We start from the raw sequence: 19,698 nt of genomic DNA on the forward strand, positions 1-19,698 counted from the left end.
ATGGGACGTTCGGACGGCCCCCGCCTGTCCGGACGTACCCGGTAGGGAGTTCAGACGATGTCCGACGTGTCCGTCCCCCGGCGTCGCGCGATCCGCGCGGTCGCCGTCGCGGCCGCCGCTGCCGCCCTCTCCGTCGCCGCGGGCGCCCCCGCCCTCGCCGCCCCCACCGGCCAGATCCGCTACGCCTCCGCCCCGGACGCGATCAGCGGCAGCTACCTGGTCGTGCTGAAGGGCGACGCCGTCGGCGCCGCCAACAGCCGCGCCGCCCGGACCGCCGTACCGGACCGGGCCGCCAGCCTCACCAAGCGGTACGGCGGCAACGTCGCCGACGTCTACAGCGCCGCGCTCACCGGATTCAGCGCGAAGATGAGCGCCAGCCAGGCCCGCCGGCTCGCCGCCGACCCGTCGGTGGCCTACGTCGAGCAGGACCGGGTGATGACCGTCCAGGCGACCCAGACCAACCCGCCCTCCTGGGGCCTGGACCGCATCGACCAGCGCAACCGCCCGCTGAACTCCAGCTACACCTACCCGAACACGGCCACCAACGTGCGGGCGTACATCATCGACACCGGCATCCGGACCACCCACACCGACTTCGGCGGCCGGGCCACCTGGGGCACCAACACGGTCGACTCCAACAACACCGACTGCAACGGCCACGGCACGCACGTCGCCGGCACCGTCGGCGGCACCAAGTACGGCGTCGCCAAGGGCGTCCGGCTGATCGCGGTGAAGGTGCTCAACTGCGCCGGCAGCGGCAGCACCACCGGCGTGATCAGCGGCGTCAACTGGGTGACCGCCAACGCGGTCAAGCCGGCGGTGGCCAACATGAGCCTCGGCGGCGGGGCCAGCACCACTCTCGACAACGCGGTGGCCAGCTCGATCAGCTCGGGCATCACGTACGCGCTGGCCGCCGGCAACTCCAACGCCAACGCCTGCAACTCGTCACCTTCGCGGGTCGCCTCGGCGATCACCGTCGGTGCCACCACCAGCACCGACGCGCGGGCCTCCTACTCCAACTACGGCACCTGCGTCGACCTGTTCGCCCCCGGGTCGAGCATCACCTCGTCCTGGAACACCAACGACAGCGCCACCAACTCGATCAGCGGGACGTCGATGGCGTCCCCGCACGTCGCCGGTGCCGCCGCCCTGGTCCTGTCGGCCAACCCGTCCTACACCCCGGCCCAGGTCGCCAGCTACCTGACCAGCAACGCCACCCCCAACGTGGTGACCAGCCCCGGCTCGGGCTCGCCGAACCGGCTGCTCTTCGTCGTGAACTGACGCCCCACGACACCGACGGCCCGGTGGACACCCGTGTCCACCGGGCCGCGCCGCGTCCGGACGGTCCCGGTGCGGCGGGCCGGACCGGATGTCGGCCGGCCGGGCGGCCGGGGCGGGCAGGATGGGGGCATGACGCTCTCGTTGCCCATCGACGGCGAGGCCAACCGGCTGCTGGAGCGCAGCCCACTGGCCCTGCTGACCGGGATGCTCCTTGATCAACAAGTGCCGATGGAGAAGGCGTTCTCGTCGCCGTACGTGCTCGCCCAGCGGCTCGGGCACGACCCGGACGCCCGGGAACTGGCCGGCTACGACCCGGCGGAGCTGGTCGCGGTCTTCGCCCGGCCGCCCGCGCTGCACCGGTTCCCGAAGGCGATGGCCGGCCGGGTGCAGGAGCTGTGCCGGGTGCTGGTCGAGCGGTACGCCGGTGACGCCGGCCGGCTCTGGGCGGACGTCGACGACGGGCGGGAACTGCTGCGCCGCATCGCCGACCTGCCCGGCTTCGGCACCCAGAAGGCGCAGATCTTCGTCGCCCTGCTCGGCAAGCGGTACGACGTGCGCCCCGACGGCTGGCGGGAGGCCGCCGGCGGGTACGGCGACCCGGACACCTACCGGTCGGTCGCCGACGTCACCGACGCGGAGTCGCTGCGCCGGGTACGCGAGTACAAGCAGCAGGCCAAGGCGGCGGCCAGGGCCGAGCGGGGCTGACGCAACCGGAACCGGGTCGGCTCGTTGAGATCCGCGACAGCGGCGACGGGTGGACGATGGCGGACGAGCGGGGGGCGGCGCTGCTGCGCGGCGGGGTCAGCTCGCCCCGGGCCACCTTCCTGGAACTCTTCTTCGACCTGGTCTTCGTCTTCGCCCTGACCCGGGTCTCCCAGCGGGTGATCGACGATCTGAACACCCCCCAGCGGGATCTGCCCGTCGAGATCGCCCAGACCCTGGTGATCTTCCTGGCCTTCTGGGCGGTCTGGACCTTCACCGCCTGGGTCACCAGCCGGTACGAGCCGGAACGGCCGGAGATCCAGCTCGTGGTGGTCTACGCGATGCTGGGCTGCATGGTGATGGCGGTGGCCACGCCACGCGCCTTCGACACCCGCGCGTTGGCCTTCGCCCTCGCGTTCGTCGCGGTGCAGGTGGGCCGGCCGCTCTTCCTCACCCTGGCGCTGCACGGCCATCCCCGCCGGCTGGTCACGGTGCGGGTCGCGTCCTGGGCGGTGTTCAGCGCCGTGCCCTGGGTGCTCGGGGCGGTGCTGCCCGGGACATGGCGGCTGGCCTGCTGGTCGGCGGCCGTCGTCGTCGACTACGCCGGGCTGATGTTCGGCTGGCCGGTGCCCCGCCTCGGGGCGACCCGCACGTCCACCTGGGCGGTGCTGGGGGAGCACCTGGCCGAGCGGCACCAGCAGTTCTTCCTGATCGCCCTCGGTGAGAACATCCTCGTCATCGGGTTGACGTTCAGCGGGCACAGCTTCTCGGGCGCCAGCTCCGGGGCGTTCCTGCTCTCCTTCGTGACCACCGTGCTGCTCTGGCGGATCTACTTCCACCGGGCGGGTCACCTGCTCACCGAGGCGATCCGGGTGGCCCGTGCCCCCGGCCGGCTGGGGGAGTCGATGAGCTGGACCCATCTGGTGATCGTCGCCGGGGTGCTGACCACGGCGGTCGGCTACGAACTGGCGATCGTGCACCCGTACGAGCGGACCAAGCTGTCCTGGGCGGTCTTCCTGATGGGTGGTCCGGCGGTCTTCCTGCTCGCCCGCGCCCGGTTCGAGCACGAGGTCTTCGGGCGGGTGTCCCGGGCCCGGATCGTCGGGATGCTCGCCCTGGCCGTGCTGACGCCGCTGGCGACCCTGACGGTCAGCGTGGTGGCGCTCGCCGCAGCCGCCGCCGTGCTGGCGGCGATCACGGTCGCGGACTACCGCCGGGCGTACGGGCAACCACCGGAGCGGCCCCACCCGGCCCTGTGAGCCGGGCCGGTCAGGCGGCGGTGGGGCGGGACAGCGCGGCGAGCGCCCGGCGCACGTCGGCGAGCGAGACGGTGGCCGAGTCGTCCAGGTCGGCCAGGCCGGCCTCGATCCACTGTCGCATCAGGGTGGTGACGCCGATGCCCCGCGCCTCGGCCGCCGCCCGGACCCGCTCGTAGGTGTCCATCGGCAGGCGTACCGAACGGCTGACCATCGGCACGTCGGTGTCGGGGGCGGGCAGTTCCACCGGCTGGCTGTCGTCGATCAGCTCGGCGAACGTGTCGTCGCCGCCGTGGAATCGTTTGATGGCCTCGTTACGGTTCATCGCCGTCGCCTCCTCATCGGCGCGTTCTCCGCACGGTCTCGTCGTAGCGCTTGGCCTCGACGTCGCTCAGGTCGCGGGCGGAGAGGACGTCCCAGTCGTGGTCGGTGCCGTCGGCCTCGGCGAGCAGGACGGCCAGCCGCCGGCCGCGACCGTTCGCCGCGTAGACGACAGTCAGGTCCTCGCCGAGGTGCCGGATCACCCGGCGGGTGCTGTGCAGCGCCTCCCAGACTTCCCCGGGGGTGACGTCGTAGACCCGCAGGTTGGCCAACGCCTCCTCGGTGAAGCTGAACCGGCTGCCCACCGGCGGAGCGTACCACGTACGTAACACGATCCCGGTATGCGTCGATTTTCGCTGATCAAGGTGATGCGGTGACAGGATGGTGGGTAATCCCCTCAGGAGGTCCATGGTGAAGCGTCAGGCGTACCAGCCGATTCTGATCACCGACGCCTCGCGCAGCCAGGACGACCAGCTCACCAGCAGACAGAAGCGGTACGTGCTGATGATGGGCATCCGGGTGGCCTGCGTGATCGCCGGAGCGGTCCTGGTCGGCACGAAGGCCCCGCTGCTCTGGCTCTGGCTGCCCCTGGTGGCGCTGGGCATGATCCTCATCCCCTGGCTGGCGGTGCTGCTCGCCAACGACCGGCCGCCCAAGGAGGAACACCGGCTGGCCACCAGGTTCCAGCCCCGGCACCGCGACGAGACCCCGCCGATGAGCCTCACCGCCGAGGAACGCCCGCACCGGATCATCGACGCTGAACCCTGACGGGGCCGGCCGGTGCGGGCGTAGCCGGCACCGCTACCCGCCGGTCGCCTCCGGGCGGGCACCCACCATCGAGACCGCCAGGGCGCCCAGGTCGGCGGCCCGGGTCAGCGCGGCACGCGGGGTCGCACCGGTCGTCCACGCGGTGAGCAGGCCGGCCGCGAAGGCGTCCCCGGCCCCGGTGACGTCCACCACGGCGACCCGCAACGACGGCGTCACCCCCACGGTGGCCCGCCGGTCCACCCAGATCGCGCCCGCCCCGCCGCGCTTGACCACCACCCGTCGGGCCGCCGCCGACAACGCCCGCGCCTGGGCCGCCGGGTCCAGCCCGCCGGCCAGCACCCCCGCCTCGTCCGCGTTGACCAGCAGCAGGTCGACGTCGCGTACCCAGGACAGGAAGGCCGCCGCGCCGATGCGCCGCAGCGGCGCGGCGGAGGCGGCGTCGACGCTGGTGGTCAGCCCCCGCTCGCGGGCGACGGCCAACGCGCGCAGCCCGGCCGGTCGCGACCCGGCATCCAGCAGGCAGTACGCGGACAGGTGCAGGTGGGTGGCGTCGGGCGTCGCCGCCAGGGCCCGGTCCACGTGGTCGGCGGTCAGCCGCAGGTTCGCCCCCCGCTCGGTGACCATGGTCCGCTCGTCGGCGGTGGCCAGCACGATCACCGTCCCCGTGGTGGCCTGCGGGTGCACCTCGATTGCGCAGTCCACCCCCGCCCGTTCCAGCTCGGCCACCCGGTCCCGGCCGGCGCTGTCGTCGCCGACCGCGCCGACCAGCGTCACCGGCGCGTGCTGGGCGGCGATCCAGGCGGCGGTGTTGGCCGCCTGCCCGCCGCCGGTGACCCGGATCGTCGCCGGGGTGTCCGAGCCGGTGGCCAACGCGCCGGCCAGCACGGCGACCACGTCGGTGATCAGGTCGCCGACCACCACGATCCGACCGGGAGCGGTCATGCGGCGGGGCGCGGGGCGGCCGCGACCGCGATCCGGGCGGCCAGATCGGCGTTGCGCAGGATGATCCGGACGTTGACCGCCAGGCTGGCGCCCTCGGTGGCCGAGTGGAAGTGGGCCAGCAGGAACGGGGTGACCGCCTTGCCGGTGACGCCGTCGCGGCCCAACCGGGCCAGGCCCTCGGCGAGGGTACGGTCGTGCAGCGCCGGGTCGAGCTGCTCGTCGACCGGGAGCGGGTTGGCCACGATCAGGCCGCCGCCGTGCACCCCGTGCTGCTCCCGGGCGGCGAGCACCGCGGCGACCTGCTCCGGGGAGTCCACCGACCAGTCCAGGTCGAACCCGGAGTCGGTCAGGTAGAAGCCGGGGAACCGCCGGGTGCGGTAGCCGACCACCCCGACACCGAGGGTCTCCAGCCGCTCCAGGGTCGCCCCGACGTCCAGGATCGACTTGACCCCGGCACAGACCACCGTGATCGGGGTACGGGCCAGGGTGACCAGGTCGGCCGACTCGTCGAAGGTCTGCGCCGCCTCCCGGTGCACCCCGCCCAGGCCACCGGTGGCGAAGACGCCGATCCCCACGGCGGCGGCCACCGCGCTGGTGGCGGCCACGGTGGTGGCCCCGTCGGCCCCGGTGGCGGCGGCCACGGCGAGGTCCCGGACGGAGAGCTTCGCCACCCCGTCCACGGTGGCGAGCCGGGTCAGCTCGGTGTCGTCGAGGCCGACGACGAGTTCGCCGCCGACCATCCCGATGGTGGCGGGGACGGCTCCGGCGTCGCGTACCGTCTGCTCGATCTGGCGGGCGACCCGCAGATTGTCCGGTCGGGGCAGACCGTGCGAGACGATGGTGCTCTCCAGGGCGACGACGGGACGGCCGTCACGCAGGGCTTCGACGACCTCGGTGCCGGGCCGGATGTGAAAGGTGGTCACGTCAGTTACCGTAACTGGCCGCCGTCGGGGTGGGCTGCGGTGGACCGGACCCGGCCGACCTGCCAAACTTGTGCAGTTGGAGGTGTGACTGTGAGTACCGAGGTTCTTGAGCGTCCGGAGTTGAAGGACGCCGACACGGGTCCCGAGATGTTCCATTACGTACGCAAAGAGAAGATCGCCGAGAGTGCCGTGATGGGCACCCTCGTGGTGGCGCTCTGCGGCGAGACGTTCCCGGTGACCAAGGCCGCCAAGCCCGGCTCGCCGGTCTGCCCGAAGTGCAAGGAGATCTACGACTCGTACCGCGAGTGATCCGGGCGGTCCGCCGGACCGCCCCCGTAACCTTCGGCGGTGTGACCACCTCCACCGCCCTGCTCCTGGCCGACCTGACCGGGGTGGCCGTCTTCGCCGCCTCCGGCGCCTCGGCGGCGGTGGCGAAACGGCTCGACCTGTTCGGTGTCGTCTTCGTCGGGTTCGTCGCCGCGCTGGGCGGTGGGATCTTCCGCGACCTGGTCATCGACGAGGTCCCGCCGCTCGCCTTCGCCGACTGGCGCTACGCCGCCACCGCCGCGGTCACCGCCACCGCCGTGTTCTGGCTGCACCCGCAGCTCGCCCGGCTGCGGACCACCGTGCTGGTGCTCGACGCCGCCGGGCTGGGCCTGTTCACCGTCACCGGCACGCTCAAGGCGCTCGACGCCCGGGTGCCGGCGGTCGGCGCGGTGGTCATCGGCATGCTCACCGCGATCGGCGGCGGGCTGGGCCGGGACCTGCTCACCGCCGAGATCCCGGTGGTGCTGCGCCGGGAGATCTACGCCGTCGCCGCGCTCGCCGGATCGATCATGGTGGTGCTGCTGTCGGCGCTGGGGTACGCCGGGGCGGGCGGGCTGACCGCGGCGGCGCTGCTGGTCTTCGTACTGCGCCTGGTGGCGCTGCGGCGACGCTGGTCGGCACCCGTGGCGACGATGCGTCCGCCGGAGACCGGCCTCGGCCGTCCACCCGGCTGACCGGCGGCGGGACCGGTCGGCGTGGTGTCGGCTGGGGTTGCCGGGCCCGGCTGGTTATGCTGGGCCGGCCTTCGCGGCATGCTCTGCGCGGAGGCGTTTTCATGGGCGGCGGTACCGTGGCCCTCGGCCCGGATCCGCCTCGTGCGGTCGGAGAGGAGCCTCGGGTGGCACCCCGGTTGCCGGCGTTGGAGACGTTCCCGCCCCTGCGTGCCTGGCAGCGCAAGGCGATGGTGGAGTACCTGCGCCGTCGTACCGAAGACTTCACCGCGGTCGCCACCCCCGGTGCCGGCAAGACCACCTTCGCCCTGCGGATCGCCGCCGAGCTGCTGGTCGACGGCACCGTCGAGGCGGTCACCGTGGTCGCCCCGACCGAGCACCTGAAGACCCAGTGGGCGCAGGCCGCCGCCCGGGTCGGCATCCAGCTCGACTCCGCGTTCCGCAACGCCGACCTGCACTCCGCCGCCGACTTCCACGGTGCGGTCGTCACCTACGCCCAGGTGGGGATGGCCCCGCAGGTGCACCGGCGGCGCACCATGACCCGCCGCACGCTGGTCATCCTCGACGAGATCCACCACGCCGGGGACTCCCGCTCCTGGGGTGACGGGGTCAAGAACGCCTTCGAACCCGCCGTACGCCGGCTGATGCTCACCGGTACGCCGTTCCGCTCCGACGACAACCCGATCCCGTTCGTCACCTACGAGCGCGGCGGCGACGGGCTGCTGCGCTCCCGCGCCGACTCGGTCTACGGCTACTCCGACGCGCTGCGCGACGGCGTCGTGCGCCCGGTGCTGTTCCTGGCGTACTCGGGGGAGACCCGCTGGCGTACCAACGCCGGGGACGAGCTGGCGGCGCGGCTCGGCGAGCCGATGACCCAGGACCTGATCGCCCAGGCCTGGCGGACCGCGCTCGACCCGGCCGGGGACTGGATGCCGCAGGTGCTGCGGGCGGCCGACGCCCGGCTGACCGTGCTGCGCAACGCGGGGATGGCCGACGCCGGTGGCCTGATCATCGCCAGCGACCAGCAGAACGCCCGCTCGTACGCCAAGCTGATCGAACAGGTGACCGGGGAGAAGGCCACCGTGGTCCTCTCCGACGACCAGGGCGCGTCCGCGCGGATCGCGACGTTCGCGGCATCCGGGCAGCGGTGGCTGGTGGCGGTCCGGATGGTCTCCGAGGGTGTCGACATCCCCCGGCTGGCGGTCGGGGTGTACGCCACCAGCGCCAGCACCCCGCTGTACTTCGCGCAGGCCATCGGCCGGTTCGTCCGGGCCCGCCGCCCCGGCGAGACCGCCTCGGTGTTCGTGCCGAGCGTGCCGCACCTGCTCGGGCTGGCCAGCGAGATGGAGGCCGAGCGGGACCACGTGCTCGGCAAGCCCAAGGACCGCGAGGGTTTCGACGACGACCTGCTGGAGCGGGCCCAACGCGACGAGCAGGCCAGCGGCGAGCTGGAGAAGCGGTTCACCGCGCTGTCCGCGACGGCCGAACTGGACCAGGTGATCTTCGACGGGGCCTCCTTCGGCACCGCCGCCCAGGCCGGCACGCCGGAGGAGGAGGAATACCTCGGGCTGCCCGGTCTGCTCACCGCCGATCAGGTGTCGCTGCTGTTGACCAAGCGGCAGGCCGACCAGCTCGCCGCGCAGCGGCGTCGGACGGCCGTCCAGGCCGCTGAGCCGGCCGCTGCGGCCCCGGCCGCGCCCGCCGTACCTCTGATTGCCGCCCAGCGCCGGGTGGCGCTACGGCGTCAACTGAACGCTCTGGTGGCCGCCCGGCACCACCGCACCGGACTGCCCCACGGCAAGATCCACGCCGAGCTGCGCCGACTCTGCGGCGGCCCGCCCAGCGCCCAGGCGACCATCGAACAACTCGAAGAACGCATAGCCACCGTCCAGACCCTCTAACTCCCCCCGCCCCGCCCCGCTCCGGCCTCCGCACCCCGCCTCCGCGCCCCGCCTCGGTGATCAAGAGGTTTCGGTCATCTGGCGGTGGTCCGGTGACCTGAACCTCTTGATCACCGGGGGCGGCGGGGTCGGGGTGAGGCGGCGGGCGGTGGTGGGGAGTGGGGTGGGAGCGAATAGCCGGGCGGAGGCACCCACAGGGTGCCTCCGCCCGGCGATGTCGTCGTTGGGGTTTCGGGTCAGTTCGCCATCAGATCGGCGCCTCGCCAGCTGAACTCCGGGTCCGTCGCGAACTTCACCGTGATCTTCACGAGATCCTCGGCGTACTTGTTCGCGTGGTGCCCACAGAACACCAACTCGCTCCCACCCGCCAGAGTGATACGGAGCTTGCCGGCAGCATTGCAGCGGTCGCACCGTTCATCGGCGGCTGGGGGAGCCACCGTTTCGGGCGGCGGCGTGAGGGTCGGGGTCATCGCCTTCCTCCTCTGGTCGTCACCGATGAACACTCTCTTCGGTCGTTGCTCACTCATCGTGCAACACCCTTACCGGGCCCCGCCTTCCCAGTGTGCCCGCGGGGGACCGAGGTCACACCTGGCGGGAAGGACAGTGTGCCGTGCACCCAGGGTGCCACGTCAACGATCACAAACACGTATTGGACCGGTCACCTTCGCATGTTCTACGCCTGGTGATCAAACCGACACGACGGGTTGACGTGACCGGCTCAGTCCAGGTAGTCCCGGAGCACCTGGGAGCGCGACGGGTGCCGGAGCTTGGACATCGTCTTGGACTCGATCTGCCGGATCCGCTCCCGGGTCACCCCGTAGACCTGGCCGATCTCGTCGAGGGTGCGTGGCTGGCCGTCGGTCAGGCCGAAGCGCAGCCGGACCACCCCCGCCTCCCGCTCGGAGAGCGTCTGCAGGACCTGCTGGAGCTGGTCCTGCAACAGGGAGAACGAGACGGCGTCGACCGCGACCACGGCCTCCGAGTCCTCGATGAAGTCACCGAGCTGGCTGTCACCCTCGTCACCGATGGTCTGGTCGAGCGAGATGGGCTCCCGGGCGTACTGCTGGATCTCCAGCACCTTCTCGGGTGTGATGTCCATCTCCTTGGCAAGCTCCTCCGGGGTGGGCTCACGGCCCAGGTCCTGGAGCAGCTCGCGCTGGATGCGGCCGAGCTTGTTGATCACCTCGACCATGTGCACCGGGATGCGGATGGTGCGGGCCTGGTCGGCCATCGCCCGGGTGATCGCCTGCCGGATCCACCAGGTGGCGTACGTGGAGAACTTGTAGCCCTTAGTGTAGTCGAACTTCTCGACCGCGCGGATCAGGCCGAGGTTGCCCTCCTGGATCAGGTCGAGGAAGGCCATCCCGCGCCCGGTGTACCGCTTGGCCAGCGAAACGACCAGCCGGAGGTTCGCCTCCAGCAGGTGGTTCTTGGCGCGCTCGCCGTCCCGGGAGATCCACAGCAGGTCGCGCTGCATGTCGCGGGTCAGCTTCTCCTCGCCGTCGTCGGCGGCGCGCAGCCGCTCGGCGGCGTAGAGCCCGGCCTCGATCCGCTTGGCCAGCTCGACCTCCTGCTCGGCGTTGAGCAGCGGAACCTTGCCGATCTGCTTGAGGTACGCCCGGACGGAGTCGGCGGAGGCGGTGAGCTCGGCGTCCCGCCGGGCCTGCTTGAGCGCCTCGGACTCCTCGTCGTCCCACTCGAAGTCGTTGTCGGTGGCGGAGGCGGCGGCGTCGGTCTCGGCGGCCCGGGCCAGCTCGGCCGGCTCCTCCACCACCACGTCCTCGATCTCCGCGGCCAACTGCTCGGGATCGATCTCGCCCTCGGCGCCCTCGCCCTTGGCCTTCGCGGCGGCCTTGCCGGCCCCGGCGGCGGCCACCGTCGCCTTGGTGGCACGGGTGGACTTCGTCGCCTTGGCGGCCGGCGTGGCGGCCTTCGCGGCCACCCCCGCGGTGGTGGCCGCCTTGCGTGGGGTCGCCTTGCGCGGAGCGGGCGCGGTGGCCTCCTCGGCGGCGGGCGCCTGCTTCGGAGCCGGCGCGGCGGCCTTCTTGGTGGTCTTGGCGGTGGTGGCCCGCGAGGCCGGTGTGGCCGACCGGGCGGCGGCCACCCGGCGGGGGCGGGTGCTGGCGGAGCCGTCGACCACCACGGTCACGCCCGCCTCGGAGAGCGCCCGCAGGATCTTCTTGGCCTGGGCCGGGGTCACCTCGGCGGACTCGACGGTGCGCGCGAGCTGGGCCGACGTCAACTGGCCACCGGCGCTCTGGGCGTGGGCGATCAGGGTGTCGGTGAGCGAGCGAACGTCGGCGCCGGGCTGGCGGGGTTCTGTCACGAATGACCTTCCGGAGGCGAAGAGCGAGCACGGCCGGAGTCGTCCGGCACAGCGTGGCATGCCGTGCCGTCGACGTCGTTGAGTGGCCCCCGTGTCCCGGGCCGGCTGTGCGGCGGTGGTCCGTGGCGCGTGGGCAGGGTGAATTGTAACCCCGGTTGGCGCGATCATCCTGCGGCGCACGGCAACCGGCCGTCTGTACCACCGGTTCGGCACGGATGTCGACTTTGTGGCCATCCTATCGACCCGTCCCGGCGGTCGGTCGGTCGACGCCGGAAACCGCCCGTCGCACCGGGTGCGTCCGGCCGCAACGGTGCCTGCCTATGCTGTCCGGACGAGATCGACGACGCGCGACGGGCACGCGCCGCGCGGGACGGCGGGGGTGGCGCGCCGACGGCTCCCGACCGGTACGCCCGGTGCGCGTACGGCGCCGCGAAGGGGGCAGGGTTCGATGACCGGTTCGACGCCTACCGCACAGGAACTGCTCGGGATCGCCGTCGGGGTGGCCCGGGACGCGGCCGGCACGGCGGCCCGGATGCGGGCCGAGGGCGTCTCGGTCGCGGCGACCAAGAGCACCGCCACCGACGTGGTCACCGCCGCCGACCGGGCGGTGGAGCGGCAGGTCCTGGCCGCCCTGCGCGCGGTCCGGCCGGCCGACGTGGTGCTCGGCGAGGAGTACGGCGGGGCCGAGGCCGGCGCGGACGGCGTGCGCTGGATCGTCGACCCGATCGACGGCACGGTGAACTACCTGTACGGGCTGCCGTACTGCGCGGTCTCGCTCGCCGCCGAGGTGGACGGCCGGGTGGTCGCCGGGGTGGTGCGCAACGTCTCGACCGGCGAGGAGTGGACCGCCACCGCCGGCGGTGGCGCCTGGCGCGACGGCCGGCGGCTGCGCTGCTCGACCGAGACCGAGCTGGGACAGGCGCTGGTCGCCACCGGGTTCGGCTACGACGCCGGCCGCCGCCGGCACCAGGCCCGGGTGGTCGCCGAGCTGATCGGGGACGTGCGGGACATCCGGCGGATGGGGGCGGCGGCGCTGGACCTCTGCCTGGCCGCCGAGGGGCGGGTGGACGCCTACTACGAGAAGGGGCTGGCCGCCTGGGACCTGGCCGCGGGCGGGCTGGTCGCCACGGAGGCCGGGCTGCGGGTGACCGGGCTGGACGGTCGTCCGGCCGGCCCCGACCTGGTCATCGCGGCCCCACCGGCGCTCTTCACGCCGCTGCACACCCGGCTGGCCGCGCTGGACGCCTCCGGCGGCCCCTGAGCACCCCCCGACCGCCGCGGGCCGGCTGCCGGCTCACGGTCCGGCGGACGGCCGGGCCGGGGACCGGCGGCGGGGCCGACCGGTCGCCGGTGACCGGCGGGGCCGGTTACTTGTCCTCCACCGGCATCGGGCAGGAGCCCTCCGGGGCGACCGGCGCGCCCAGGTCGCCGAGGGACTGGTTGACCTCGGTGGTGGTGGCCAGCTGCTGGAAGCTGTCGCCCAGCACCACGTCGACCGTGTCGTCCTGGCGCTTGGGGTCGTAGTCGCGTTCGGCGTTGTTGAGGAAGAACGCGCGCAGCAGGTGCGCCGAGCCGACCCCCTTGGGGCCGAACCGCAGCAGCGCGACGCCGTCGAAGTGCGCGGCGTTGCCCTCCTTCTTGACCTGGAACTTCCGGTTCCGGAAGTCGTCGCCCACGCTGCTGGCCAGGCCCGGTTCGTTGGTCCCGTTCAGGATGTTGATCTTGACATCCTTGTAGGTGCGCAGGGACAGGTCGGCCAGCGGCCAGCCCTCGGGGCACCCCCTGGCGTTGGCCCCGCTGCCCTGGGTGTCGCGGACCACGGCGACGATGACGATGACCAGGGCGACGACCGCCAGCAGGCCGACGACAACGAGTGCTCGCACTCGCGCAAAGCTCATCTGGGTGCTCCCCGGACAGTGGGTGGTGGCGGCGAACGTCGGCGGCGGGCAGCGCCGTCGGCCGTCGAGTACGCCGCTGAGGTTAACGGTTGTCCGGCGGACGCGTGGAAACAGTCCGACATGCCGGCGCGCCAACCGGGAACGGGGTACTACTACCCCTATCTTCGTGTCGCCTGAGTCACATTGGGAACATCTTGGGCCGCTGGGGCGTACATGTCTGCCGCGAGGGCGGTATACATGCCTCGCCCGGTAGGGGGTAAGGTACCGCGCTCGTCGGGTCCTGCCCCCGGCGACCTTGATCCAGAGGCCGTCGGGTCGGGCGACCGACACACATTGGTGGCCGGCCAGTGGGAACCGAAACAGCGTCGCCCGGCGTTACAACCGGAAGCGACAACATCGATATGGGAGAGTGAAACCGATGGCCACCGACTACGACGCCCCGCGTCGCGACGAGGTCGACCTCGGCGAGGACAGCCTGGAAGAGCTCAAGGCCCGGCGGGTCGACTCACAGTCGGGCGCCGTGGACGTCGACGAGGCCGAGGTGGCCGAGAGCTTCGAGCTGCCCGGCGCCGACCTGGCCGACGAGGAGCTGACCGTGAAGGTCCTCCCGATGCAGCAGGACGAGTTCCGGTGCGGACGCTGCTTCCTGGTGCACCACCGTAGCCAGTTGGCGGTCGAGCGCAACGGCGACCTGATCTGCCGCGAGTGCGTCTGAGCACCCACCACACCAGCGGCGGCCTCCTCGCGGGGCCGCCGCTGCCCGAGCCGCCGTGCGGGTACGGCGGGTTGCTGCTTGACTCGTGGTAGGCGCGTCCACCAGACCGGTGGACACCACGGGAGGGCAGACGGATGAACGAGCACGGCGGGTCCGATCCGGACGGTCCGAAGTCCGACGCCGGCCCGCCCGTCGTCGTTCCCGGGGACGGGACCACCGGCGTCGATCCGGCCGTCCCGCCCGGTGACGAGCTGGGTGCCACGGTGGCGGCGCTGACCGCCGACGACATCGCGCCCGCCCGCCGCCGGCAACTGCTCGCCCGGCTGGTCGGGCAGGCCCGTGGCCGGGGGCTCGCCGACCTGTTCAAGCCGCGGGCGGCGCTGCGCTGGATGACCGACACGGTCGCCGACGTCGCGCCGCACATCCCGGTCCGGGACCTGGCGACGCTGCGCCGGCACTTCCCCGGCCTGGACGACGAGGCGCTCGCCGACCGGCTGGTGCGCAACGCCACCCGGGCCACCGCCGGGGTGGGCGCGGCCGGTGGCGGCGTCGCCGCGGTGGAGTGGACCGTCGCCCCGACCCTGCTGTCCGCGCCGGTGCTGCTCGCCGCCGAGACGGTGGCCGTGGTGTCGATCGAACTCAAGCTGATCGGCGAGCTGCACGAGATCTACGGCGCACCGCTGCCCGCCGGCGGCACCCCCCGGACGATCGCCCTGGTCCAGTCCTGGGCCAGCCAGCGGGGAATCAACCCGATGATGCCGGGCGTCGGGGTCGGCGCGGTGCTCGGCACCGCCGCCCGCAAGGAACTGCGGGACACCCTGCTCAAGCGCTTCGGCCGTAACCTGACCACGCTGGGCCCGTTCCTCACCGGGGCGGCCGTGGCCAGCTATCTCAACCGCCGGGCCACCCGCTCCCTGGCCGAGCAGCTCCGCCGCGACCTGCGCCGGCAGCGCCGGGAACTGCCCGGCGGCGGACCACCCGCCCTGCCCTGACCCCGAACGGGTCCTGCCCTGATTTCCGGCCCGGTCGGGCGGGTCGGGCGGTGCGACAGGCCGTGCTCAGGCCGCGTCGCGGGCGGCCAGCAGGGCGGCGGCCAGCTCGGTCGGCCGGCGGGAACTCACCACCCAGAACGGGGTGGGGTCGTCCGGATCGTCGAGCACCACCTGCACCGCGCCGCCGATCCAGGGCCGCTGCACCACGAAGGCCAGCGGGTCCGCGCCCACCCCGAGCACCTCGCGCCGGCCGGCGGCGTCGAGCGGGACGGCGTCGGCGACGTACCGGACGGGCAGGTGGGCGTCGTCGACCCACAGCTCACCGTCGGCGACCGCCACCCGGACCCGGCCCAGCCACCACAACCCCGCCAGGGTGGCCGGCAGCAGCAGTACGAAGGGCAGCCAGGCGCGTACCCCGCCGGCGCCCATCCACAGCTCGACGGCGGCCAGCCCGGCCAGGGCCACCCCGGCCGCCCAGCACCACCACGGCAGGCCCAGCCGCTCGGAGTACGCCGGGACGGCCGCGACGCGCGGCGTCGGCGACGACGGGGAAGGCGACAGGCTCACACCTCGAGGGTACGGAACACGACGGGCGGTCGACCCGGCAGGATGGCAGGGCACCCCGTGAACGCCGACGGAAGAGGCAGACCCGTGACCCACGTCGTACCCGTGCCCGTCCGGCAACTCGATCCGGAGCTGCCGCTGCCCGCGTACGCCCACCCGGGCGACGCCGGCGCCGACCTGGTGGCCGCCGCGGACGTCGAGCTGCCCCCCGGCGGCCGGGCCCTGGTCCCCACCGGCCTGGCGCTGGCCCTGCCGGAGGGCTACGTCGGCCTGGTCCACCCACGCTCCGGGTTGGCCGCCAGGCTCGGCGTGACGGTGCTCAACGCGCCCGGTACGGTCGACGCCGGCTACCGGGGTGAGATCCTGGTCAACCTGATCAACCACGATCGGGACGCACCGGCGAAGATCTCCCGTGGCGATCGCATCGCGCAACTCGTTGTCCAGCGGGTGGAGCGGGCCGATTTCCAGCCGGTGGCGGTGCTGCCCGGGTCCCGACGGGGGACCGGCGGACACGGGTCGACAGGTGGCCACGCCGGGCTCGTGCCCCCGCCCGGTGGCCCGACCCGGGCGGCGGACACCGACCGGGTCGGCGAACGGACGGAAGAGGTGGCAGGGTGAGTGCGAACAGCGGAGGGTGGGCGCAGTGATCTTCTCCCGAAAGCGGGCCGACAACGGGCGGCACGCCCGTGACGAGCGGGCCGACGGCCCCGACGCGTACGAGACGGCGGGCCCGGCCCGTGGCCCGTACGACGTCGCCGAGGCGCCGGACGACGTGCAGCGGCTCGACCTGGGCAGCCTGCACATCCCGGCGGTACCCGGGGTCGAGGTGCGGGTGCAGGCCGACCCGCAGGGCGTCATCCAGCAGGTGGTGCTCGTCAACGGGGACAACGCCCTCCAACTCGGTGTCTTCGCCGCGCCCCGGTCCGAGGGCATCTGGGACGAGGTGCGCGACGAGATCCGGCAGTCGCTGATCGCCGACGGCGCCACCGCCCAGGAGGCCCGGGGCGAGTACGGCGTCGAGCTGCACGCCCGGGTGCGTACCCCGGACGGCCCGACCGACCTGCGCTTCGTCGGCATCGACGGCCCGCGCTGGATGGTCCGGGGCGTCTACCAGGGTGCCGCCGCCACCGACCCGGCCGCGGCCGGCCCGCTCGCCACCTGCCTGGACGGCCTGGTGGTCGACCGGGGGCAGGAGGCGAAGCCGGTGCGCGAGCCGCTGCCGCTGCGGCTGCCCCGGGAGATGGCCGACCAGGCCGAGGGCGGCGACGCCGCGACGCCCGCCCCGCGCGAGGTTTGACCGACCGTCCGGGCCGGACCCCGCCGCCTGAACCGGCCGGGTCCGGCCCGGACCGCTGTCCGCCCCCCGCTGCCGCCCGGCGGAGGCCGGTGGCGCGTCCCGGCCGCGAGCCGCCGGTGGCGTTCCGGTGGGGGTGCCGACCGGGTGCGGACGCACCGGACCGCCGCCACGAGGTCGGATCGGCGTACGCTGGCGGCACGGTCCCACCCGGGGCCGGGGTGACGCCGGTGCCGACCGGTCAGCGTGGAGAGGGTGACGCGGAGGTCATGTCGACCGACGAGAGCCGGATGTCGCTACGGGGCATCCTGCGCCGGTTCACCGCCAGCGAGGCCGAGATCGAGGCGCAGGAGCTGCGCCGGGAGAGCGCCGAATCCGGTGGCGTGCTGGCCCGGCAGTGCATGCGGGGGCAGGTGGTCTCGGTCGCCGGGCGGCTCCGCACGGTGGTCTACACGCCCCGGACCAACCTGCCCACCCTGGAGGCGGACCTCTACGACGGCAGCGACGTGGTCACCCTGGTCTGGCTGGGCCGACGGCACATCGCCGGCATCGAGCCGGGCCGGCACCTCACCGCCCGGGGCCGGGTGGCCGTCCGGGACGACCGCAAGGTCATCTACAACCCGTACTACGAGCTGGAGTCGCCGAAGTGACGACGGGACAGCCCCCGGCCACCGAGCCGCAGACCAGCCCGCCGGACGACGAGCGGCTGCCCAGCCTCGCCGAGCAGATGGCCGACCAACTCGGCGGCTGGCGCGGGCTGGTCGAGTCCAGCATCCCCGTGGTGGTCTTCGTGCTGGCCAACGTGGTCGGCGAGCTGCGACCGGCGGTGATCGCCTCGGTCGGGGTGGCGGTGCTGATCGCGATCGTCCGGCTGGTCCAGCGCCGCCCGGTCCGGCACGCCGTCAACGGGCTCTTCGGCATCGCGATCGGCGCGGCCATCGCCTGGCGTACCGGGGACGAGCGGGACTTCTACCTCCCGGGCATCCTCTACGGCATCGGCTACGGCATCGCCCTGCTGCTCTCCGCGGTGATCCGGCAGCCCCTGGTCGGGTGGATCTGGTCGGTGCTGGTGGCCAAGGGCCGTTCGGAGTGGCGCGACGACCCCCGGCTGGTGCGGACCTTCACCCAGCTCACCGTGCTCTGGGGGGTGGTGTGGCTGGCCAAGGTCGGGGTGCAGGCCGGGCTCTACCTGGCCCACCAGGACACCGCGCTGGGGGTGGCCCGGCTCGCCCTGGGCTACCCGCCCTACGCGCTGCTGCTGCTGATCACGGTCTGGGTGGTGCGCCGGGTGACCCGCGAGTCCGCCCCGCAGCCGCTGCCCGGCGGCTGACCGCCAGGTCGGCATCCAGGCGGGCCCGCCAGCCCCCGGCAACCCGGGCCGGTGCGGTCCACCGCCAGCGCCCGGCCCCCGCCGGGCGGGACGACCCCGCCCGGTCAGCCCGTGCCGCGGGTCCGTTCCACGCTGTCCGGGCCGAGGATCACCCCGCGCACCTCGTCCTCCACCTGGGCGGTGCACACGAAGATCAGCTCGTCGCCGGCCTCGATCGGGTCGTCGGGGCTGGGCACCAGCACCCGCTTGCCGCGCAGGATCGCCACCAGCGCGGCGTCCCGAGGGATCGGTACGGCGTGGATCGGCTGGCCGACGTACGGCGCGGTCGGCGGCAGGGTGATCTCCACCAGGTTCGCCTCGCCCTGCCGGAACGTCATCAACCGGACCAGGTCGCCGACGGTGACCGCCTCCTCGACCAGCGCGGCCATCACCCGGGGCTTGCTGACCGCCACGTCGACGCCCCACTGCTCGGTGAACAGCCACTCGTTCTCGGCCCGGTTGACCCGGGCCACCACCCGGGGCACCGCGAACTCGGTCTTGGCCAGCAGGGACACCACCAGGTTGACCTTGTCGTCGCCGGTGGCGGCGACCACCACGTCGCAGCCCGCGACGTTCGCCTCCTCCAGGCTGGCCAGCTCGCAGGCGTCGGCCAGCACCCAGTCGGCGGTGGGCACCCGGTCCGGGCGCAGCATCCGGGGCTGCCGCTCGATCAGCATCACCTGGTGGCCGTTGTCGATCAGTTCCTGGGCGATCGACCGGCCCACGTTGCCGGCGCCCGCGATGGCGATCCGCATGGCTCAGTGCCCTCCTTCGGGCGGCGTGGCGGCCACCGCGGTGACCTGGGCGGCGATGTCGTCGGTGACCAGCAGGTAGAGCTGGTCACCCTCCTGCACGACGCTGGACGCGGTGGGCAGCATGCCGATGCCGAAGCGGGTCAGGTACGCCACCCGGGTCCCGGCCGCCTCCTCCAACTGGCGCAGCGGCCGGCCGATCCAGTCCTTGTGCACCGGCACCTCGATGATCGACACGGTGCTGGTCGGGTCCCGGAAGATCTCCACGTTGCCCTCGGGGACCAGGTGGCGCAGCATCCGGTCGGCCGTCCAGCGGACGGTGGCGACGGTGGGGATGCCGAGCCGCTCGTAGACCTGCGCCCGGCGCTGGTCGTAGATCCGGGCCGCGACCCGGGACACACCGAACGTCTCGCGGGCCAACCGGGCCGAGATGATGTTGGAGTTGTCGCCGCTGGAGACGGCGGCGAAGGCGTCCGCCCGTTCGATGCCCGCCTGGCGCAGCACCTCGCCGTCGAAGCCGGCGCCGGTGACGGTGATCCCGGCGAAGTCGGGGCCGAGGCGGCGGAACGCGTCCGCGTCCTGGTCGATCACGGCCACCGAGTGCCCCCGGGACTCCAGGCTCTGGGCCAGCGTCGAGCCGACCCGCCCACAGCCCATGATCACGACGTGCACGGTGTCCCTCCCAAGGTGCGCCCG

General features: G+C 73.3%; 24 protein-coding genes. 14 read left to right on the plus strand and 10 right to left on the minus strand.

Annotated elements, in window-relative coordinates; translation table 11 throughout:
* Nucleotides 1-57: 57 nt before the first annotated feature.
* From FJK98_RS08290 to FJK98_RS08300, 3 genes are all read left to right on the plus strand, one after another.
* Nucleotides 58-1,281: a S8 family peptidase gene (locus tag FJK98_RS08290; RefSeq protein ID WP_145918503.1), complete on the plus strand. Its 1,224-nt coding sequence runs from the start codon at nt 58-60 to the stop codon at nt 1,279-1,281.
* A gap of 129 nt (nt 1,282-1,410) precedes the next feature.
* Nucleotides 1,411-1,986: an HhH-GPD-type base excision DNA repair protein gene (locus FJK98_RS08295; RefSeq protein WP_145918504.1), complete on the plus strand. Its 576-nt coding sequence runs from the start codon at nt 1,411-1,413 to the stop codon at nt 1,984-1,986.
* A 56-nt stretch (nt 1,987-2,042) separates the two neighbouring features.
* The gene (locus FJK98_RS08300) at nt 2,043-3,242 is read left to right on the plus strand and encodes a low temperature requirement protein A (RefSeq protein ID WP_145918505.1); all 1,200 of its coding nucleotides are present in this window, start codon (nt 2,043-2,045) and stop codon (nt 3,240-3,242) included.
* A gap of 10 nt (nt 3,243-3,252) precedes the next feature.
* On the opposite strand, the gene FJK98_RS08305 is transcribed toward FJK98_RS08300, so the two are convergent.
* Nucleotides 3,253-3,564, minus strand: coding sequence for a hypothetical protein (locus tag FJK98_RS08305; RefSeq protein WP_145918506.1), 312 nt, complete (start codon nt 3,562-3,564; stop codon nt 3,253-3,255).
* A gap of 13 nt (nt 3,565-3,577) precedes the next feature.
* Nucleotides 3,578-3,865: a hypothetical protein gene (locus FJK98_RS08310; RefSeq protein WP_240762692.1), complete on the minus strand. Its 288-nt coding sequence runs from the start codon at nt 3,863-3,865 to the stop codon at nt 3,578-3,580.
* A 103-nt stretch (nt 3,866-3,968) separates the two neighbouring features.
* Here FJK98_RS08310 and FJK98_RS08315 point away from each other — a divergent pair, with 103 nt between their 5' ends.
* The gene (locus FJK98_RS08315) at nt 3,969-4,328 is read left to right on the plus strand and encodes a DUF3099 domain-containing protein (protein ID WP_194821888.1); all 360 of its coding nucleotides are present in this window, start codon (nt 3,969-3,971) and stop codon (nt 4,326-4,328) included.
* Nucleotides 4,329-4,361: 33 nt separating this feature from the next.
* Here FJK98_RS08315 and FJK98_RS08320 read toward each other — a convergent pair whose 3' ends face one another.
* Both FJK98_RS08320 and FJK98_RS08325 read right to left on the minus strand, forming a co-directional pair.
* Entirely contained in the window at nt 4,362-5,270 is a 909-nt protein-coding gene (locus FJK98_RS08320) for a carbohydrate kinase family protein (protein ID WP_145918508.1), read from the minus strand.
* Entirely contained in the window at nt 5,267-6,193 is a 927-nt protein-coding gene (locus tag FJK98_RS08325) for a pseudouridine-5'-phosphate glycosidase (RefSeq protein WP_145918509.1), read from the minus strand. Before FJK98_RS08325 ends, FJK98_RS08320 begins: the two co-directional genes overlap by 4 nt.
* Before the next feature lie 84 nt (nt 6,194-6,277).
* Here FJK98_RS08325 and FJK98_RS08330 point away from each other — a divergent pair, with 84 nt between their 5' ends.
* From FJK98_RS08330 to FJK98_RS08340, 3 genes are all read left to right on the plus strand, one after another.
* Nucleotides 6,278-6,502 (plus strand): DUF3039 domain-containing protein, encoded by a 225-nt coding sequence (locus FJK98_RS08330; protein WP_194821886.1) that lies wholly within the window; start codon nt 6,278-6,280, stop codon nt 6,500-6,502.
* Nucleotides 6,503-6,543: 41 nt separating this feature from the next.
* Nucleotides 6,544-7,194 carry a trimeric intracellular cation channel family protein gene (locus FJK98_RS08335; RefSeq protein ID WP_088646451.1) on the plus strand — a complete coding sequence of 217 codons (651 nt, stop codon included), beginning with the start codon at nt 6,544-6,546 and terminating at the stop codon, nt 7,192-7,194.
* 164 nt (nt 7,195-7,358) lie between these two features.
* Nucleotides 7,359-9,092 (plus strand): DEAD/DEAH box helicase, encoded by a 1,734-nt coding sequence (locus FJK98_RS08340; protein WP_145918510.1) that lies wholly within the window; start codon nt 7,359-7,361, stop codon nt 9,090-9,092.
* Between the two features lie 236 nt (nt 9,093-9,328).
* On the opposite strand, the gene FJK98_RS08345 is transcribed toward FJK98_RS08340, so the two are convergent.
* Both FJK98_RS08345 and FJK98_RS08350 read right to left on the minus strand, forming a co-directional pair.
* Complete coding sequence (locus FJK98_RS08345; RefSeq protein ID WP_088646450.1) at nt 9,329-9,562, minus strand: hypothetical protein; 234 nt, start codon at nt 9,560-9,562, stop codon at nt 9,329-9,331.
* A 248-nt stretch (nt 9,563-9,810) separates the two neighbouring features.
* The gene (locus FJK98_RS08350; protein WP_145918511.1) at nt 9,811-11,418 is read right to left on the minus strand and encodes an RNA polymerase sigma factor; all 1,608 of its coding nucleotides are present in this window, start codon (nt 11,416-11,418) and stop codon (nt 9,811-9,813) included.
* A 448-nt stretch (nt 11,419-11,866) separates the two neighbouring features.
* Here FJK98_RS08350 and FJK98_RS08355 point away from each other — a divergent pair, with 448 nt between their 5' ends.
* Complete coding sequence (locus FJK98_RS08355) at nt 11,867-12,679, plus strand: inositol monophosphatase family protein (protein WP_145918512.1); 813 nt, start codon at nt 11,867-11,869, stop codon at nt 12,677-12,679.
* Between the two features lie 106 nt (nt 12,680-12,785).
* Here the strand turns inward: FJK98_RS08355 and FJK98_RS08360 are convergent, their stop codons facing one another.
* Entirely contained in the window at nt 12,786-13,301 is a 516-nt protein-coding gene (locus FJK98_RS08360; RefSeq protein WP_194821898.1) for a LytR C-terminal domain-containing protein, read from the minus strand.
* Nucleotides 13,302-13,734: 433 nt separating this feature from the next.
* On the opposite strand from FJK98_RS08360, the gene FJK98_RS08365 reads away from it, so the two are divergent.
* On the plus strand, nt 13,735-14,031 hold the full coding sequence (locus tag FJK98_RS08365) for a DUF4193 domain-containing protein (protein ID WP_067315205.1): 297 nt from the start codon (nt 13,735-13,737) through the stop codon (nt 14,029-14,031).
* A gap of 134 nt (nt 14,032-14,165) precedes the next feature.
* Nucleotides 14,166-15,023 carry a hypothetical protein gene (locus tag FJK98_RS08370; RefSeq protein ID WP_228543369.1) on the plus strand — a complete coding sequence of 286 codons (858 nt, stop codon included), beginning with the start codon at nt 14,166-14,168 and terminating at the stop codon, nt 15,021-15,023.
* Between the two features lie 66 nt (nt 15,024-15,089).
* On the opposite strand, the gene FJK98_RS08375 is transcribed toward FJK98_RS08370, so the two are convergent.
* The gene (locus FJK98_RS08375; protein ID WP_145918513.1) at nt 15,090-15,590 is read right to left on the minus strand and encodes a DUF3093 domain-containing protein; all 501 of its coding nucleotides are present in this window, start codon (nt 15,588-15,590) and stop codon (nt 15,090-15,092) included.
* Nucleotides 15,591-15,632: 42 nt separating this feature from the next.
* Between FJK98_RS08375 and dut the strand changes: the two genes are divergently transcribed.
* From dut to FJK98_RS08395, 4 genes are all read left to right on the plus strand, one after another.
* Nucleotides 15,633-16,205 (plus strand): dUTP diphosphatase, encoded by a 573-nt coding sequence (gene dut / locus FJK98_RS08380; RefSeq protein WP_370517018.1) that lies wholly within the window; start codon nt 15,633-15,635, stop codon nt 16,203-16,205.
* A gap of 25 nt (nt 16,206-16,230) precedes the next feature.
* Nucleotides 16,231-16,884 carry a DUF3710 domain-containing protein gene (locus tag FJK98_RS08385; protein WP_145918514.1) on the plus strand — a complete coding sequence of 218 codons (654 nt, stop codon included), beginning with the start codon at nt 16,231-16,233 and terminating at the stop codon, nt 16,882-16,884.
* A gap of 266 nt (nt 16,885-17,150) precedes the next feature.
* Nucleotides 17,151-17,531, plus strand: coding sequence for an OB-fold nucleic acid binding domain-containing protein (locus tag FJK98_RS08390; protein ID WP_088646422.1), 381 nt, complete (start codon nt 17,151-17,153; stop codon nt 17,529-17,531).
* On the plus strand, nt 17,528-18,211 hold the full coding sequence (locus tag FJK98_RS08395) for a DUF3159 domain-containing protein (RefSeq protein WP_145918515.1): 684 nt from the start codon (nt 17,528-17,530) through the stop codon (nt 18,209-18,211). The genes FJK98_RS08390 and FJK98_RS08395 overlap by 4 nt, the downstream gene beginning before the upstream one ends.
* 104 nt (nt 18,212-18,315) lie before the next feature.
* Here FJK98_RS08395 and FJK98_RS08400 read toward each other — a convergent pair whose 3' ends face one another.
* On the minus strand, nt 18,316-19,005 hold the full coding sequence (locus FJK98_RS08400) for a TrkA family potassium uptake protein (RefSeq protein WP_145918516.1): 690 nt from the start codon (nt 19,003-19,005) through the stop codon (nt 18,316-18,318).
* Between the two features lie 3 nt (nt 19,006-19,008).
* Nucleotides 19,009-19,674 carry a TrkA family potassium uptake protein gene (locus tag FJK98_RS08405; protein ID WP_088646419.1) on the minus strand — a complete coding sequence of 222 codons (666 nt, stop codon included), beginning with the start codon at nt 19,672-19,674 and terminating at the stop codon, nt 19,009-19,011.
* Nucleotides 19,675-19,698 lie beyond the last annotated feature (24 nt).

Source organism: Micromonospora sp. HM134 (assembly GCF_007833915.1).
GTDB classification, from domain to species: domain Bacteria; phylum Actinomycetota; class Actinomycetes; order Mycobacteriales; family Micromonosporaceae; genus Micromonospora; species Micromonospora wenchangensis.